Consider the following 17,103-nt stretch of genomic DNA (forward strand, 5'->3'; position numbering starts at 1 on the left):
CTTGCTCGATTTCTTGAGAACATCCTCTATTTGCATGATGGCGCCAGCCCAATGTGTCCGTAGGGGTCACTCTTACCCATTGTAGTCCGGCCCGTTGTGGGGTTCACCGTCTGACCAGACTGGTTCATATACACAACGTACCCGTTCGGGTATCGAGACGTTGGCTCCATAACGCGCATCTGCGTGACCCGGGGATCGACTCCTTCGGTCCCGCGAGGAATCTGGTAGGTCATCCCCTTGCCGTTATCGGAAATTGTTCCGGTTGCCCCGTCGGGTATTCCCGGAAGCAATTCGCCGTTAGGGCCGGGAATGACCCAAACGAAACCGCCGTCGTTATGTACGAGGACAGGCGTGTTGCCGGCGAGTACATAGTACGTGTGGATGTCGGCGACAGTCAGGTTGTACATCGTGCGGGAGCCCGCGAAGGCGCGGACCGCGCCCACGATCGGGCGAGAGAGAGGGATCGGGGCGGCGAGCCTCTCGTCGGCGCCGAGAGCGGCGGCGTCGACCCATTTGTGTCGCTGCGGGCTCCAGATGGGGTGGTGCGCCGTGGTGTGCAGCGTTGCAGTCCGGCCATCGGGCGTTTTGATGGTGAGGTCGGTCAGCTGGGTGTCGGTGTTGACGTGTAGTGCGGTGACTTCGTGGGCGGCGGTCTTTCCGGTTGCGGGGTCGGTGGCGAGGACTTTGTCGCCGATGCGTACCTGTGAGATTGGCTTGGTGGAGCCGTCGCTCATCAGGACTTTCGTGTCCGCGGAGAAGCTGTTTGTCAGGCAGCCGGGCGAGGAGGTTCCAGCAGCGATATCAGCCAGCTCGGTTTGGGTGAGGGCGACCGACTCTGCACTCGAGTACGCCTTCGCTGCACCGGCCTCGGCGCCTGCGGCCACCAGGCCTGCGACGCTGGCTGTCATGATCTCTCTGCCGAGGGTGCATTTGCTGCCGCAGTGGGTGAGATAGTCGAGGCGCTTGGCGTTTGTGTCCCAGAGTTCCTTTGCGTATATGGCTCTGCAGGCGGTGCCTTTTAGGGCACAGGCAAGGTTCATCGCCCTGAGGAGTTTGCTGGTGTCGTCGAGGCTCCAATCGGGGCCGTACGTGTTGTACAGGGAGTCCAGTTGCTGGTCGACGTCCACCGCGAACTGGTGGACGTCGGTGACCGCGTCGACGTCGACGTGGATGCCGCCGAGCTCGATCGAGCCGTCCAGGTTATTGACTTCATCGAGGTGGCGATGGTGGACAACGCGTGGGTGCTTCGGCTTGGGTGACGGGGCTTTGCCGTTGTCTTGAGGGTCGAGATTGGGAGCGCAGATGTCGGCATTGCAGAGCCCGCTGGGATCCGAGTGGGAGATGGGGTTGTCGCCGGCGTAGGCGTAGCCGCCGAGCTGGTTGGCGTCGGTGGTCTCCAGCACGGGGTCGACGCTGATGAACCGGCCGAGTGCGGGGTCGTACTTGCGGGCGCCGAGGTCGGTGTAGCCGGTGCTGGTGTCCTGCGCGGCGCCGAGGTAGCCGTGTGTCATGTCCGGCCAGGCGGTGGCGTTGGCGCTGCCGCGTTGAGTGCCGTAAGGCGTGTATTGGTGGCGGGATGCCTGCTGGGTGGTGGTGTCCAGGGCCAGCGTGCCGGTGCCGTGCGGATCGTTGAAGAGATAGTCGACGGTGCCGCCGTCCAGGCTGGAGCGCGTCGCGATGGCCTGGCCCGTCCCGCCGTGGCTGTAGGTGCGGACGGCACCGAGCAGCACGTTAGGGGTGACACTGGTGTTGACCACGATCTGGGTGTCGCCGGCGAAGAGCGTCGTACGGCCAGGATCGCGGCGGATCAGCTGGTGCCCGTCGGCGTCGTAGAGGTACTTGGTGCTGGTCGGGCTGGCGCCGGTGGTGTCGACCTCGGCGAGGTTGCCCTCGTCATCCCACTTCAGGCTCTGTCCGGCGCTGGTGGTGGGCGTGCGGGTCTGCAGGTGTCCGTCCGGGTCGTAGCCGAAGGTGGTCGGGGCCGAGCCTCCGCTGGTCGAGGCGAGCGTGTGTGGCTGGGTCACGCCGGCACAGTTGCTGTCGCAGGCGTTGTGGTAAGTGGTTGTCGCGTCGACGCCTCCGGTGGTCGAGTGGTCGACCACCTGGGTGCGGTTGCCGACCGCGCTGTATGCGTAGGACTGCCAGTACGAGCCGGCCGAACTCGACACAGTGGCCGCGGTCGGGTCAGTGCCTTGCGCGGGGCAGTCGCCGACGGCCGACCACGCCTGGGTCAGGCGGTTCAGCCCGTCGTACTGGTAGCACTGGGTGTCGGTGATGGTGCTACCGGTCTCCGACTGCTTGTCCACGGTCGAGAGCGGGTTGCCGGCGGCGTCGTAGGTGTAGGTGGTGTCGTCCACGAGCGGGCCCGGAGCCTGGGTCCGGGACACCGTCCGCTCGGTCAGGCGGAGAGTCTGATCGTCGTAGGAGAAGATCTCGGCGGCCTGGTTCGTGGACGCGCCCATGGTGATCTTCGAGGGCTGCCCGAAGTCGGTGTAGACGGTGCTCGCCGCGTACAGGTCGGTGCCGGAGGCGGTGGTGGCCGCGCCGAGGGTGTCGTGATTGTAGGTAATGGTTTCGCCGATCAGGCCCTGGGTGCGCGGGTCGGTCTGCGAGGTGAGCAGTTCGTCGTTGGTGCTGTAGGTGTACTTGGTGGTGTAGGTGGTCGGCAGTGGGCTTTCCGCGGCGGGCAGCGTGATCGTCGTGCCGGACACGTGGTTGAGGGCGGTGTAGCCGGTGGCGGCGACGGTGTAGCCGCCAGTGACCCCGGGCACGTACCGCGTCGAGGAGGTCGGCTGCCCGATCCGCACCGTGTCGTACGTCCAGGACGCGAACTTGAAGTTGCCGTTCGTCTTGTCGGTTGCCGTCAGCTTTCGGCCGAGCAGGTCGTAGGTGTAGTCGAGCTCGATGTTGCGGGCATCGGTCGTGGACACCATTTGGTTCGCGTCGTCGTAGCCGACGGTGGTGGTGCCGCTGTCCGGATCGGTCGAGGAGATCTGCCGGTCACGCAGGTCGAAACCGTAGGTCCACACCGAGCCGTCCGGCCCGGTCACCTTGGATTGTTTGCCGCCGGGCGTGTATTCGTAGGTGATGGCCTGGCTGGTACCCCCGGAGGCGGCGTATCCGGTGGCTGCCGATCCGTTCAGCGTTGGCGCGACGGTGTACTGGTCCAGTCGGGTGGTCCGGCCGCGGGCGTCGACGGCCGTGGTGGTGGCGACGCCGCCCTGGGGCGGGAGCACGGTGGTGGTGTCTCCGCGGTAGGCGACTCGGGTGTCCCAGGTCCGGATGCCGTTGTGTTCCTCGGTGGTCAGGGTGGCGTGGCCGCGGCCGTCGTGGTCGATGACCGTACTGTCGGGGATCGACACCTGTGACAGCTGGTCCGACACGAGCTTGCTGCTCGGGGTTCCGGCGGCGGAGTAGCCGTTGTTGGTGATCACGGTCCAGCCGTTTGAGTCGTACTGCGTGTCGGTGACCGTGATGCTGCCGTTCTCTCCGGTCTTCTGTGTTTCCAATGGGCGCAGGAAGGCGTCGGAGAGGGTCTCGTTCTGGCTGTAGGTGCCGTCCTCGAGCAGCGTGTTGCTGGTGATGACGGTCGGGCCGGTGCTGGACAGCTGGTAGGTGTAGGTCAGGTTGGCGGCGGCTCCGGCGGCCTTGCTCTTGTTCGGCAGCCACACCGCGGTTAGTTGGCCGAGCGCGTCGTAGGTCAGCGAGGTGAGTTGCCCGGCGACGTTGGTCTTGGCGGTTGCCTGCTGGCGGGCGGGGTCCAGTACCGTGGTGGCGAGTTCGCAGTCCTTGCTCGACGAGGTGGCCGCGGCACAACTCGCGCCCGGTGTCACCTGCGTGATCGTGGTGACCTGGGTGGGTAGCGCTCCGGTTGCGGGAGAGAATTTCGAATACGAGCTTTGCGACAGGCTCGAGCCACTGGGCGACTTCGAGTTGGGCGTGCGCGTGATCGAGGTCTTCCGGCCGTAGGAGTCGTAGGCGGTCTTGACGGTGTCGACGAAGGCGCTGACCGTGGTGCCGCTGGCCGTGGAGGCGGTCTGGATCAGGGTCGCGTCACCGGCGGTCGGCAGGGCCGGGTTGCTCTGGCCGTCGCCGTTGTAGACGAAGCCGTGGTTGTCGTAGGAGGTTCGGGCGTCCGCCGTGAGAGTGCCGGTCGGTGTCGCTGCGCCACCGTTGCAGTCCTGGGTGGTGGTGATGATCTCGGCCGGGAGGACCAGGGTGTCTTTGGCGCCGTCGACGTACCGGGTGAAGGTGCACACCGGGGTGTTGCCGGCGGCTCCGACCTCGCCACGGTCGTCCGACTGGACTTCCATGCCGGTCGTGCTCTGCCCGAGTGTGGTGTTGTAGAAGCTGTCCTTCTCGGTCTTGCGCCAGCCGTAGGAGACGGACTGCCGGGTCACGGTCTTGGCGGTACGCACCATCTGGGCGGTCAACGCCGGCAAGCCCGATCGGGTACGGGTGGCGGTCGGTCCGATGATCGTCGGGACGGTGACGGCGGTGTTGTCGATCGTGCCGCCGACGCCGGTGTAGGTGTCGGTCTCGAAGACCTGACCCGCCAGGACGCTGTTGTCGGCGACCGAGATGGTGCCGTCCTGGCTGGTCAGTGCGGGGACGCTGCGGGTGCCGCTCGGCATGGTGTCGCCGTTCATGCCGAGGAAGTAGTACGTCTTGGTCAACGTCTTCTGGTCGAAGACCTTGGCTCCGTTGGTCTTGTGGAAGATGCTCGGATCGCCGGTGGTCACGTCGACCTCGGGATAGCCCCGGAACTGGCCCCAGGTGCGGTACTTGGCCTTGGTCACCTCGTTGTCGTCGTAGTGCCAGCCCGGGTTACCCACGTAGCTGTACTCGGTGACCAGCTCCGGCTCGGAGCCGTCCTGGTAGCTGTCGTGCCCGTCGGTCGTGGTCACCGACCGGACCGGGTGGGTGTAGAACCAGTCCACCAGCGGGGCGGGCTGCGCCTCGGGCGTCCAGTAGACCGGGAAGCAGCCGGTCTTGTTGGTCGACGCGAACGCCTTCACGTCGGTGTCGGCCGGATCCTGCGTGTTGGTGGCCGGTAGGCCCGAACAGTCCGGCGTGTTGTAGACGATCGTCGTTTCCGCACCGGTTTCGGTGAGCACGGTCTGGATCCGGTTGTGGTACATCAGCTGCGGGCCGGGCAGCGTGCCGACTCGGTTCGGCAGCTGCAGCGGTGTCCCGAAACTCACCGTCCCCGCGGATGTGTCGGCGGCCGCGCCGCCGAGCCGGTCCAGGCCGGTGTGGGTGATCGAGGCGAGCCACAGGGTGGGCGGGTGGTCGCCGCCGTCGGGGAACGTCTGCGTGAAGTCGTAGCGGTCGACCTGCTTGGTCGCGCCGCCGACCTGCACCTGGGTGGTGATCGAGGTGAGTCGCTTACGTGACCAGAAACTCGCGCCGTGGTTGGTGCAGTCGGTGGCTCCGGCGGCGCAGTTGAGGTCGATCGGTGTGTCCGGCCAGTACTCCGGGTGCGACACCGTGAACTGGTCGTTCGAGCAGGTGTTGCCCGCCGGGGCGCCCGCGATGCACCGCTCCGCGGTGGCGTCGAAGACCACCTGCTCGGGCGCGGTCGCGGAGTAGATCGTCGACGCGGTCATGCCGTAGTCGATCCGCTTGAGCGTGCCGCCGCGGGTGTACGCCACCGCGGTGTTCTTCATGTCGGCGCCGTAGTAGCCGGTCTCCGGCGTGTAGTAGTAGGCGGTGGCGTTGCCGTGCAGGTCGACCGAGTAATCGAGGTTGAATCGGTAGCCCAGGGTGCAGGCGGTGTCGGCGAAGGATCCGTCGGGGCAGTCGCCCACCCCGGCGTGCGCCCGGTAGACCGGAACGGTCCACGCCGATTGGGTGGTCTCGTCGCCGGCGGCCCAGCCGGGCAGCCGGTTGAGGCCGAAGTAGTACTGCACCCCGTCCTCGGTGACGCGGAAGTACTCACGGTTACTCGTGCCGTTGTCCGTACCGGCCGTGCCGCTGAGGTCCTCGATCTTCGTCGTGGAGTCGTCGTCGGCCGGGCGGAATTTGTTCGCGCCGGCGTCGTACACGATCGGGGTCGAGGTGCCGTTGAGCGAGAGCGTCAGAATCTGCCCGTCCCAGCACTGGTCGCCGTCGCCGGTCGGCGCGCCCGAGCCGGTGACGTCGGTACAGGACTTGTAGGTGCGCTCGATGTAGCTCTCGGTCGAGGACCACCCGTCGCCCAGCCAGGAGGACTGGTCGTTGGTCCCTTCGGTGCGGGCGTCCTGCGACGACGAGTTGTAGCTCAGCGCGATGGTCGGCGCGGCACCCCCGACGGCGGCCGGGACCGAAACGGGGTAGCTGTACGTGAACGCGCCGGTGTTGCCGGCCGCCGACCAGGTTCCGCCGGGCGAGAGGCTGGTGGCCGTGTAATCCCCGGATGAGCTGCTGGTGCTCGTGGTGGCCGCCAGTACCGTGACGTTCGCCGTCGTCGCGCCGGCCGCGGTTGGCGCGGTGAGGGTGACCTGGGCGGACAGGGGCGTGCTGGCCGGAGTGGTCAGCGGCGTCTGGGTCTGGCAGCGGGCGGCGGTGGGCTGGGTCAGCGCGCAGCCGGGCAGCCGGACCAGGTGCAGCCGGGCCGCGTAGTCGCCGCCGTACGCGTTGCGGAAGGTCGTGTCGTCCACTGTGACGCCGACGGCGCCGGCGCCGGCGGTGCTCTTGAGCGTGAACATGACGCCGTGGACGCCGGCCTTGACGGCGGTCTTCTGATCGACGGTCTGCACACGTACGCCGATCGGTGCGGTGCCATGACCGGCCGGCCACAGCGACACCGGCGACGAGCCGGCCGGGACGCGTTTGCCGGCCGTCGCGGCAGTCAACGTCACGTCCGCCGTCGTCGCGCCCGGCAACGAGGCATGACCGGACGGGTCGAATTTGGCGTACGGCTTCGGCGGCGCCTGATGGCGTACGGCCCTGGACTTGCCGAGGGTCACCCGCTTGGTGGCCGGTGCGGTCGGCAACGTCACGCCGCGAGGTGCGGCAGCCGCGTCGTCCGGCAGGACGGTGTTGGTCAAGGCCGGGATCACCGCCAGGATGACGGCGGCGGCGAGATGCGCTCGGCGAGGAGCACGAAGGCGTTTTCTGGACAGCATCGACCGCGGCCTTTCCCCGTACGTCGTGCCGGAAGTCCTCTGAGGACGGTGGTACGACGGTGATTCCTACCGAATGATCGCCGATTCCGGCGGGAGCAGACTACGGCCGCACAGCGTCCTTGTCTGTACCGCCATGCATTTGGTCACTTAAATTTTTGGATGCTAGTCCAATTACCCCTATTCGGCCTGGAACGTCGGTGTTCAGCCGGGGCAGGCGGGGTCGAAGTCGGGGCCACAAGGGGCCACAATGGCTGCCGCGCACCGGCGATCATCGCCGGCGCCTGGCCATCCGATAAGACAAATTTCGAGTTCTGTCTAATCATTCTTTTGAGTTCCGTCTAATTAGCTGTCGCTCGACGAAGGGGTCACGAGAAAGACATGTCGCGACGTTCGACGCCCACTGGCCGCCTCGCGTTGGCGACCACCATGGCAACACTGTGCTTCGCAAGCGCCATCGGCGTAGCCACACCGGCACACGCCGCCCCGGTCGCCGCGAAGGTCACCCCGGCAGCGAAGACGCCGCCCGCCGTGGCCAAGCCGACCAACCCCACTGCGGCAGCCATCGCCAAGGCCAAGCAGACCGGGGCCGCGGTCGGCATCGCGGCCCAGACGACTGAGTCGTCCACGGTGCTCGCCAACCCCGACGGCACGCTCACCAAGATCTCATCTTCCAACCCCCAACGGGTGCTGCAGAACGGTAAGTGGGTGCCGATCGACACCACGTTGGTGCGCCGGACGGACGGCAGCTACGCACCCCGGGCGGCGGTCACCTCGGTCACGATCGGCGGTGGCGGAAGCACCCGCCTGGTGTCGCTCGCCGACAGCGGGCACTCCCTCGGCTTCACCTGGCCCGGCAGGCTGCCGGTCCCGACGGTCAGCGGCGACACCGCGACGTACGCGAATGTCTTGTCCGGAGTCGACCTCCAGATCACCGCGGACGCCACCGGCTATTCCTCGATGCTGGTCGTGAAGACCGCCGAGGCCGCCGCCAATCCGGCTCTGGCGAGCCTCCAGCTCGGACTTGGCGGCACCGGCGTGAAGGTACGCGCGACCCGGGACGGCGCGGAGGCGATCGACAAGGCCACCGGACGGACCGTCTTTCACAGCGACACGGCGTTGATGTGGGACAGCAGCCCGGCCGCGGGTGAGCCCGCCGGGCCGAGCGCCAAGGCGGCGCTCGCCGGCCCGAACGCGGAGCATGCGGCGTCCGCCCGGGTGGGTGGGCATCGGGCCCGCGTCACGGTCTCGGTCAGCGGCGGCAAGCAGACCCTCACGCTGAACAGGTCGTTGCTCACGGCGAAGACCACCAAGTTCCCGGTCTTCGTGGACCCGGAGTGGTCCGGTTCGCCGGGCAGGTCTCAGCTGAACTGGGCGCGGATCTCCAGCAACGGCTGGAACGTCTACAACTCGACCTCGACGACCGGGTCCACCAGCGCGCGGATCGGCTACGACAACTGGCCGACCGGCGACGCCGAGAAGGCGCGCACGTACTACCAGATGAACACGTCCGGCATCAAGGGCGCGGTGATCTTCAACGCTCACCTGTACGTCACCGAGCGCTGGGCGGCCTCCTGCTCAGACACGACGGCCGCCGTCTACGGCGCCGGCGCCACCGGGTTCAGCTCCTCCACGTTGTACTGGGGACACGAACCGGGCCGCTCCTCGTCGGCGGTCGACACGGCGGCGAGCCACGAGGCGAACTGCTCCAGCTCGACGCCCTACGTGACACCGGCAAAGCTGGACTTCGACGTCAGCAGCTGGATCAAGAATGCCGCGGGCGGGAACTGGTCGGTCGCGAACTTCGCGGTCGTCGCCGCCAACGAGAGCGACAAGTACTCCTGGAAGCAGCTCGGCTACGGCGGCGGCGCGACACTGTCGGTGACCTACAGCTACCGGCCCAAACTCAAGGACGGAACCGGCGACCCTGCCGTGCACCCGTCGGTGGTCGACCAAGGCAAGATCATGACCACCACGCATACGCCCACCCTGTCCTCCCGGGCCATCGACCCCGATCTGGCCGGCGGCAACGAACTGGTGGAGGTCGAGTACCACGTCTACAACTCCGCCGGAACCCAGGTCGCCTACGGCTACGGACCGAAGACCATCTACAACACCAACGGCAGTGACTGGACCACACCCTCGCTGGCCGACGGCACATACACCTGGAAGGTGAACGCCAAGAACGCCGCCGGCCTATGGATGGTCGGCTTCGGGCCCAACCAGACCTTCACCATCGACACCAGCGCCCCCGCCCCGCCCAACATCACGTCGGAGCAGTTCCCGCCGAGACAGGTCGGCGCCGCCTACGGCGACAAGGGCACGTTCGCGATCAATCCGCATGACAAGGCCAACAACGTCATGGGCTACCTGTTCGCCATGGACAGCACCCTGGCCAACACCACCTATGCCGCCAACCACGGCACCGCTTGGACGACCTCGACCACCATCAAGGCCGGCACGATCTACTACGCGAAGGCCGACAACGCCACCGGAACCGGCACCGTGGTGATCAACGGAAACGCCGGGATCTCCTTCGCTCCCGGCACGGCCGGCGCGCACACCCTCTACGTCAAGGCGGTCGACCAGGCCGGCTCCACCTCAGGCCAGACGCCCTACCTGTTCTACGCGGGCGCCGGCTCGCCGACCTACGCGTACGGCGACAAGCTGATCAGCGGCTGGACGGCCACAAACACGGATGGCACCACCACGGTCGTTCCCGCCGCCACCACGACGACCACCGGCGGATACCTGGTCAGTCAGGCCGCGATCCCCGGCCTCTACTTCGGCGACGGCTGGGACGCCGTGCTGAGCAATCACAACACCGGCAAGGTCGCCAAGGGCGACACCGCGACGTTCTCCTTCGACATCCCGGCCACCGGCAACTGGGACATCGGCGCCGACCTGACCAGCGGAACCGCCGACGGCATCTGGGACATCGTGCTGGACGCCGGCAAGTCCACCGCCACCACGGTGCTCACCAACCACGACGGATACTCGGCGGCCGGGACGCCCTTGTCGACCCAGTACGTCGACTTCGGGATCATCAAGGACGCTCAGGGAAAGCCGCTGGCCCTGGCCAAGGGCGTGCACACCCTCACCTTCACCATGGTCGGGATCAACCCCGGCTCCGCCGGCTACCAGGCCGGCATCGACCTGATCCGGCTCGCACCGTCGGTGACCTGCACCATCGACGACACCTCGAAATGCCTGAACAACACCGCAATAACCACCTACACCGCCGGTAGCCCCGCCACCGTCACCACGGGCGATGCCGACGGCGGCGGCTACACCATCAACGCCGCCGACCTGACCGCCGCCGGCTGGACCGCGGGTCGCACCGTCACCGTCGACGGCGCCGCCGTCAAACTGCCCGCCGCCTTCGGTAACGGTGCCAGCGACAACATGCTCGGTTCCGGCCAGACGATCACGTTCGCGGGCGGGAACGCGGTCGACCGTGGCAACGCCCTGGTCTTCGTCGGCTTCGCCACCCAGGCCTCGGTCAAGAACATCACCGGCACGATCAACTACGCCGCCGGAAGCTGCCTGCGCAGCCAGGCATACACCATCGACAACGTGACCGACTGGGCACAAGGATCCGCGGGCGGGACGGTGCTGACCATGCCGCGCCGCAACTGGAACAACGCCACCCAGGACACCACGGTTCACCCGAGCCTGTTCGCGATGAGTGTGCCGCTCAGCTGCCCCGGCGACCCCATCGCCAGCATCACCCTGCCCCTGGTCTCCAACAGCGCCCAGGACAAGGTGCCCTCGGCGCACTTCATCGGCCTGGGCGTACGCCCGATCTCGGCCACCGGCAGCGACACCACCGCGATGCGCTGGGTCGGCAGCTGGGCGGCCGCCCAGGACACCGCGGCCGTCCAGGCCCAGACGAGCGACACCAGCCCCGCCTCCACAGCCACTTTGAACAACCAGACGCTGCGCATCCCCGTCCACCTGAGTCTGGGCACCGGCACACTCACCGGCGACCAGATCCGGATACACCTGTCCAACCAGCTCGGCACCACGCCCGTAACCTTCGACGCGGTCAGCGTCGCCCTGCAGGACAGCACGGCCGGCGGCGCCAACGCCGCGGCCACACCGATCGCCTTGACCTTCGCCGGCAACGCGACCGCAACGCTGCCAGCCGGAACGGACCTGCTCACCGATCCGGTCACCCTGAGCGTTCCCCCGCAAGGAACCCTGCTGGTCAGCCTGAAGGTGCACGGCAGCCTCAGCTCTATGCAGGGGCACAAGGACTCCAAGAATGCCGTCTACGCCAGCGCCTCGGACAATGCCGACCACACCAAGGACCAGACAGCGGCCAACTTCACGAAGTCGGCAATGACCGGCCTGCCCTTCCTTTCCGCGGTGGACGTCAGCACCTCCACCACCCGACCCGTCGGCGCGCTCGTGCTCTACGGCGACCAGACCGTCAACTCAGACACCGCCACCCCCGACGGGCAGAGCCTGCTCAGCGACGACATCGCCAACGCCTTCGTCGCCGATCCCAACGGTGACGGGAACGTGCCCTTCGGCGTCCTCAACGAAGGGAGCAGCAGCTGGGGCAACGCCTTCCTGCTGCCGAACGTGGCCGTGGACCCGGGCGCCAACCCGCAGAGCGCCGTCGACCTCGTCGACCGCGAGGTCCTCAGCCAGGCCGACGTCCGCACCGTGCTCATCTCGGCCGGCACCGCCGACCTGCTCACCTGCACCGGCACCGCCGCCGCCTGCGCCGCGACGGTGCAGAACAAGCTCGTCGCCCTGGCCGGCCAGCTCCGCAAGTACTACGCCGACGACGCCCTGAACCTCAACGTCAACTTCGACAACGGCACCGGGGCCCTCACCGTCTACGTGGCCACCATCCCGCCGTTCACCGGCACACACACCGCGGCCCAGGAGACCGCCCGCGAGAACGTCAACGCGTACATTCTCGGCTCCGGACAGACCTACCTCAACGGCAACGCCGACGGCGTCGTCGACTTCGCCGCCGCCGTCTCCACCGGGGCCAACGACACCTCCGACACCGTCAAGAGCGTCGATCTCTTCACCAGCTCGGGCACGACGTACCCGAACGATCTCTACTATCAGGACCTCGCGGCCCGGTACCTCGCCGACGCCGGCAACATCGACGACTCCTCCGGCGACGGCGGCTCCGGCACGGTCGGTCTCGACCCGGCCGGATCGTGGAGCTTCGACGACGGCACCGGCACGACCGCCGCCGACACCGGCGCGACACAGACCCACCCGGCCACGTTGCACAACGCGACCTGGGGAGCGGGCCGCCTCGTCGGCGACAACGCCGCCGTCTTCAACGGCACCAGCAGCTACGCCGGCACGGACCTCACCATCGACACCACCAAGAGCTTCTCGGTGTCTGCATGGGTACGCCTGACCGACAAGTCCGCCGACCGCACCGTCTTCAGCCGCGACGCCAGCGGAAACGCGTCCTTCTCCCTGCTCTACCAGCAATCCACCGACCAGTGGCTGGCAGAGATGCCATCGGCCACCTCCGGCGCGGCCACCCTGTTCGTCGCCGGATCGGACCAGACACCGCAGGTCGGCGTCTGGACCCAGCTCACCGCCGTCTACGACGCCGACGCCACCACACTCACGCTCTACGTCAACGGCGCCTCCGGTGGCGGCACCGCCGACGTCACACCGTTCAACGACCCCAACGGTGCAATGTGGATCGGCCGCGGATCCAGCACCTGGTTCGCCGGAGCCATGGCCGACGTCGACGTCTGGCAGCGGGCCCTCGACCCGGCCGAGGTCGTAGCACGAACGGCAGCGACCCCGGTCATCGACTGGGAACTCGACGAAGGCTCCGCCACCACGGTGAACGACACCAGCACCTACAACCACCCCGGCACCATCGCCGGCGGCGCCACCTGGACCGCACCAGGGCACAACGCCATCGACCCTGCCGCACTCACTCTCAACGGCACCAACGCGGCGATCACCGCCGCACCGGTCCTGCGAACCGACCAGTCCTTCACCGTGACAGCCTGGGCACGGCTGACCTCCACCGCGAACACCGCAACCGTGCTCAGCCAGGACGGCACCCACTCCAGCGGATTCCAGCTGCAATTCGCCAAGAGCTGCGGCTGCTGGACCTTCGTCCTACCCCAAACCGACACCGCCACGCCGGCCGTGACCACGGTGCAGGGACCGGCCGCCACCCTCAACGCCTGGACCCACCTGACCGCGATCTACGACGCCCAGCACAACACCGCCACGCTCTACGTCAACGGCACCCAGGCCGCCAGCCAGACTGTGCCCGCCGCAACCTGGACCGCCACCGGCGCCTTTGCCGGAGGCCGAAACCGGTCTGCCGACACCAACACCAACTACTTCACCGGAGATATCGACGCGATCCACGCGTATCAGGGCATTCTCGCCATCGATGACATAACCAACCAGGCCGCCAACTAGCCATCAAACCGGGGGCGTGCCGCCCGCAACACGCGATCGGCACGCCCCACGAACAAACCACAACGATCCGTCCCGGACAAAGACCTCCCGGTTTGGCCGGGATTCACACCGTGCTATACAGTCCGCGTTCGATGAGTACGCTTCCGATCGCCCTGACCGGCAGCCATGAGAGCGCCGAACGCCCAACGGCGCCACCGGCGCCGCAGCGCCGCAATGTGATCGCGGCCCTGCTGGTCGTGCTCGCCACCATGGCCGGCACGGTCTGGCCGAGCCTCAACAACGATGTGACGTACGCGTTCGGCGGCATCGCCAACGCCGGTAAGGGCGGGGTCAGCGTCTGGGACGTCTTCGTCGCCCGGCCCATCGCCTACCGCCTGCTCATCCACGGCCTGGACAGCGGCCGATCCCTGCTGGTCGGCGACCCGTCGCTCACCATCACACAACTGGTCATCCGCGCCGAGACCGGTCTGCTCGTCGCCGCCGTCGCCACTGTCTTGTTCCTCGGCCTGCGACACTTCCTCGAGCCCCAGGTGGCCGCCATCGCCGCGGTGACCACCGGCCTGGCGCTGATCGCCGCGCCGCCGTGGCATTTCCTGCAACCCGACTGGGTCGCCGCGCTCGCCGCGGTCTTGGCTGTCGGGGCCGCGTGCGCGCCGCGACCGGTCTGGGCCGGCGCCCTGCTCGGCGGCCTCGCCGTGACCCTGGTGATCGCCGTCAAGCTGGCCACCCTGCCGATCGCGATACTGGCCGTGCTGCTGGTCGGCGTGCTCAACCGGCGTCGCGCGGCGTGGACCGCCGTGGCCACGGCCGGCTTCACCGTGCTCTGGTACGCCGCCACCAAGCACTTCCTGCCCTGGGAATGGACCTGGCTCAACGATCAGGCGAACCTGGTCGACGACTCGCCGATCCACCACGGCCTGCGCTGGGCCGACTTCCACCACCTGCTGATCGGCACCGGCGACGTGGCCGTGCTCAGCCCGATCATGCTCGCCGCGCCGCCCGCGGCGGTGGCACTGATCCGCCGGCTTCCCACCGGCCGTTCCCGAGTAGTGGGGGCCGCCGTCGCGGTGGTCGCCGCCGGGCTGTCTCTGGCCGCCGCGTACGGGCAGGGCGAGTTCTACATGTACCACTACGCCAGCGTCCCGGTACTCGCCGCCGGCACGGTCGGCGCGGCGTTCGCCCTCTGCCCGGCCGCGCGGCTGCCGCTGGCCGCGACCGCAGCGCTCGGGGCGGTAGCCGCATTCCTGCTGCTCCACCGGCCCGCCGCGTGGCGACTGACGCACGCAACCGCGGTGGACTCGGCGTTTGCCGTGGCCGCCATCGCGGTAGCCGTCGTCGTCTGGGTCACGGCCAATCGCCGACCGTGGTCGCCGCCGATCGTGCTCGGCACGGCCGCCCTCGGCGCGACCCTCGCGGTGGCCTCGCTACCCGGATCGCCGTACGCGTTCAGCACCTACGACTACCAGTACCACATCAACCACCAGTCGACGGCCGCGTTCACCGCGCTGCGGGCCCGGATCGGCGCCAACACGCCGGTGCTCTACCTCACGTTCGGCTCGGTCAACAACCTGATGGGCAACCCCACGTCCTGCCGGTATCCGTCACCGCAATGGCTACAGCGCGGCGCGGGCATCCTCCGCGTGCGGGCCTACCCCAGCTACGCCGACAACCTGCGCTGCCTCACCGACGACCACCAGGCCCGCTACCTGATCCTGCAACCAGGCTGGTTCAACGTGAACCGATCCAGCCCACAGGTACGCAACCTCATCGCCGCCCAGTTCGACTGCTCACCCGCGGCCCGCATCCCGGCCCCCAAAACGCTCGAGGTGTGCCCGGCCCGGCAACTGAGCACCAGCCATTAGGCGCGACGAGGAACACCCATACCCGACCGACAGTAAATGCGGGCGGTTCGGGCACGGCGTCGAACAGCCGTACCTTCCACCAGCCGCGACGGCGGTCGTCGAGGAACGCGCGCACGAGCATCGCATGCGGGTACGCGTCGAGGTTCTCGACCTTGCCGGCCCGCGGCCAGACCGCGTACAGCTTGGTGATCGTCTCCTGCACGAGGTCGTCGGCCCGGTCGTCGTCGCCGCACGACAGAATCGCCAGGCGTCTCAGCGCCGGAACCCTACCGCCCGCGTACGCGAGGTAGTCATGCTCTTGATCGTCGTCCATGCCTTCTCCCCGCAGATGTCCCTCACGTGGCGCCGCACCGTCGCCGGATGAGTCGCAGGAGGAGCCGTGTACCTATGGCTCAGCATCGGGCTCACTGCCGTCGCAATCGTGGCGAGCGCCTACGAGCTCGCGGCGAACCGCAAGCGCAGCCCCGTACCGAGCCAGCCGAAGCGGTCCGACTGACCGGCGGCGCACGTCGGTTTGCGCTGATCGACGTACCCGCCGGACCGGACACGTCCGGGCGAGTCGCCTGGATGGCCCGGCGGGTCGATTCCCTACTGAGCGGCGGGACTGGCTAGCCTCAGCGGCCGTGACCGCCCCACCGACCCACCCCGTTGACGTGCTCCTGCTGCTCACCCACGCCGATCACGTCCTGCTGGCGCTGCGCGAGGGCACCGGCTACGCCGACGGGCAATGGAACCTGCCCTCCGGGAAACTGGAGCACGGCGAGGACGCCATCAGCGGCGTCATCCGGGAGGCACGCGAAGAAATCGGCGTACGCCTCGGCCTTTCCGAACCACGCATGGTCACCACCGTGCACCACCGCAACGCGGCCGGGTTCTCCCGCGTCGGGCTGGCGTTCGCGGTGGCGTTCGATCCAGCGCGGCACGGCGAACCGGTCAACGCCGAGCCGCACAAATGCGCCAAGATCGAATGGTTCCCCGCCGACCTGTTGCCGCAGAACACCTACCCGTACACGGCCGCGTGCGTGCGCGCCTACCGCGACGGACAGCCGTTCATGCTCAGCGGGTGGGCGCCGAGCTAACACAAGGCGGCGTGCCCGCGCGGCCGGTTGGGCGTCCCTGCGTCAGGCCGGAACCAACGGGCTGCATCCACCGCCGAAAGCTTGGACCCCACCGTAGTTGAGGATCACAGTCGAGCAGGCTTCGTAGTACTCGCCGGGCGTCGTGGACACCGATGGGGTCGCCGGCGAGGAAACCTCGGTGCTCGGAATCATGGAACAGGCCGTTTGGGCTGCATTGCACTGGGTGATCCAGGTATATATGTACGTGTACTGAGAGCTGTCTACCCCACTGACCTCTCCGTTGTCGATCCACACACAGACCTCCCCGCCGGCCTGAGGGCCGCCGGGCCCGTATAGGACGTCCGTTCCGCATTGGAAAGATGGGGCCGGCGAAGCGCCTGCGGAACCGGCGGCCGCCAGGCACAAGCCGGCCGCGGCCAGCGAGACGGTTACGATTCGACGGGCAACGTGTCCCATGAGTCCTCCCAGGATCTCGTCTTGCGTGACCGGGCCACGGCATGCCCGGCTCCATTTTGGTGATTCATTGGTGGCGATGCCCCGGGTGCTGCGCCGGTTCAGTCTCGGCTGCTGATGACCCCGTCGTCGACGAACACAGCTCCGGCGGCCCCTGGCCCGACCGTT

5 protein-coding genes are annotated in these 17,103 nt (G+C 67.9%); 3 read left to right on the top strand and 2 right to left on the bottom strand.

All coding sequences use genetic code 11. The annotated features are described in order from the left end of the window. Nucleotides 1-26 precede the first annotated feature (26 nt). The gene (locus ODJ79_RS35000) at nucleotides 27-7,031 is read right to left on the bottom strand and encodes a polymorphic toxin-type HINT domain-containing protein (RefSeq protein ID WP_263027939.1); all 7,005 of its coding nucleotides are present in this window, start codon (nucleotides 7,029-7,031) and stop codon (nucleotides 27-29) included. A 456-nt stretch (nucleotides 7,032-7,487) separates the two neighbouring features. Between ODJ79_RS35000 and ODJ79_RS35005 the strand changes: the two genes are divergently transcribed. Then, nucleotides 7,488-13,541 carry a LamG-like jellyroll fold domain-containing protein gene (locus ODJ79_RS35005; protein WP_263027940.1) on the top strand — a complete coding sequence of 2,018 codons (6,054 nt, stop codon included), beginning with the start codon at nucleotides 7,488-7,490 and terminating at the stop codon, nucleotides 13,539-13,541. 131 nt (nucleotides 13,542-13,672) lie between these two features. Continuing rightward, entirely contained in the window at nucleotides 13,673-15,403 is a 1,731-nt protein-coding gene (locus ODJ79_RS35010) for a hypothetical protein (protein ID WP_263027941.1), read from the top strand. Here ODJ79_RS35010 and ODJ79_RS35015 read toward each other — a convergent pair. Next, the gene (locus tag ODJ79_RS35015; protein ID WP_263027942.1) at nucleotides 15,306-15,716 is read right to left on the bottom strand and encodes a sigma factor; all 411 of its coding nucleotides are present in this window, start codon (nucleotides 15,714-15,716) and stop codon (nucleotides 15,306-15,308) included. The two genes, ODJ79_RS35010 and ODJ79_RS35015, sit on opposite strands and share 98 nt — an antisense overlap. Nucleotides 15,717-16,026: 310 nt before the next feature. On the opposite strand from ODJ79_RS35015, the gene ODJ79_RS35020 reads away from it, so the two are divergent. Further along, complete coding sequence (locus tag ODJ79_RS35020; RefSeq protein WP_263027943.1) at nucleotides 16,027-16,482, top strand: NUDIX hydrolase; 456 nt, start codon at nucleotides 16,027-16,029, stop codon at nucleotides 16,480-16,482. Nucleotides 16,483-17,103 lie beyond the last annotated feature (621 nt).

Origin of the sequence: Actinoplanes sp. KI2 (genome assembly GCF_025630775.1) — a bacterium.
Classification (GTDB): Bacteria; Actinomycetota; Actinomycetes; order Mycobacteriales; family Micromonosporaceae; genus Actinoplanes.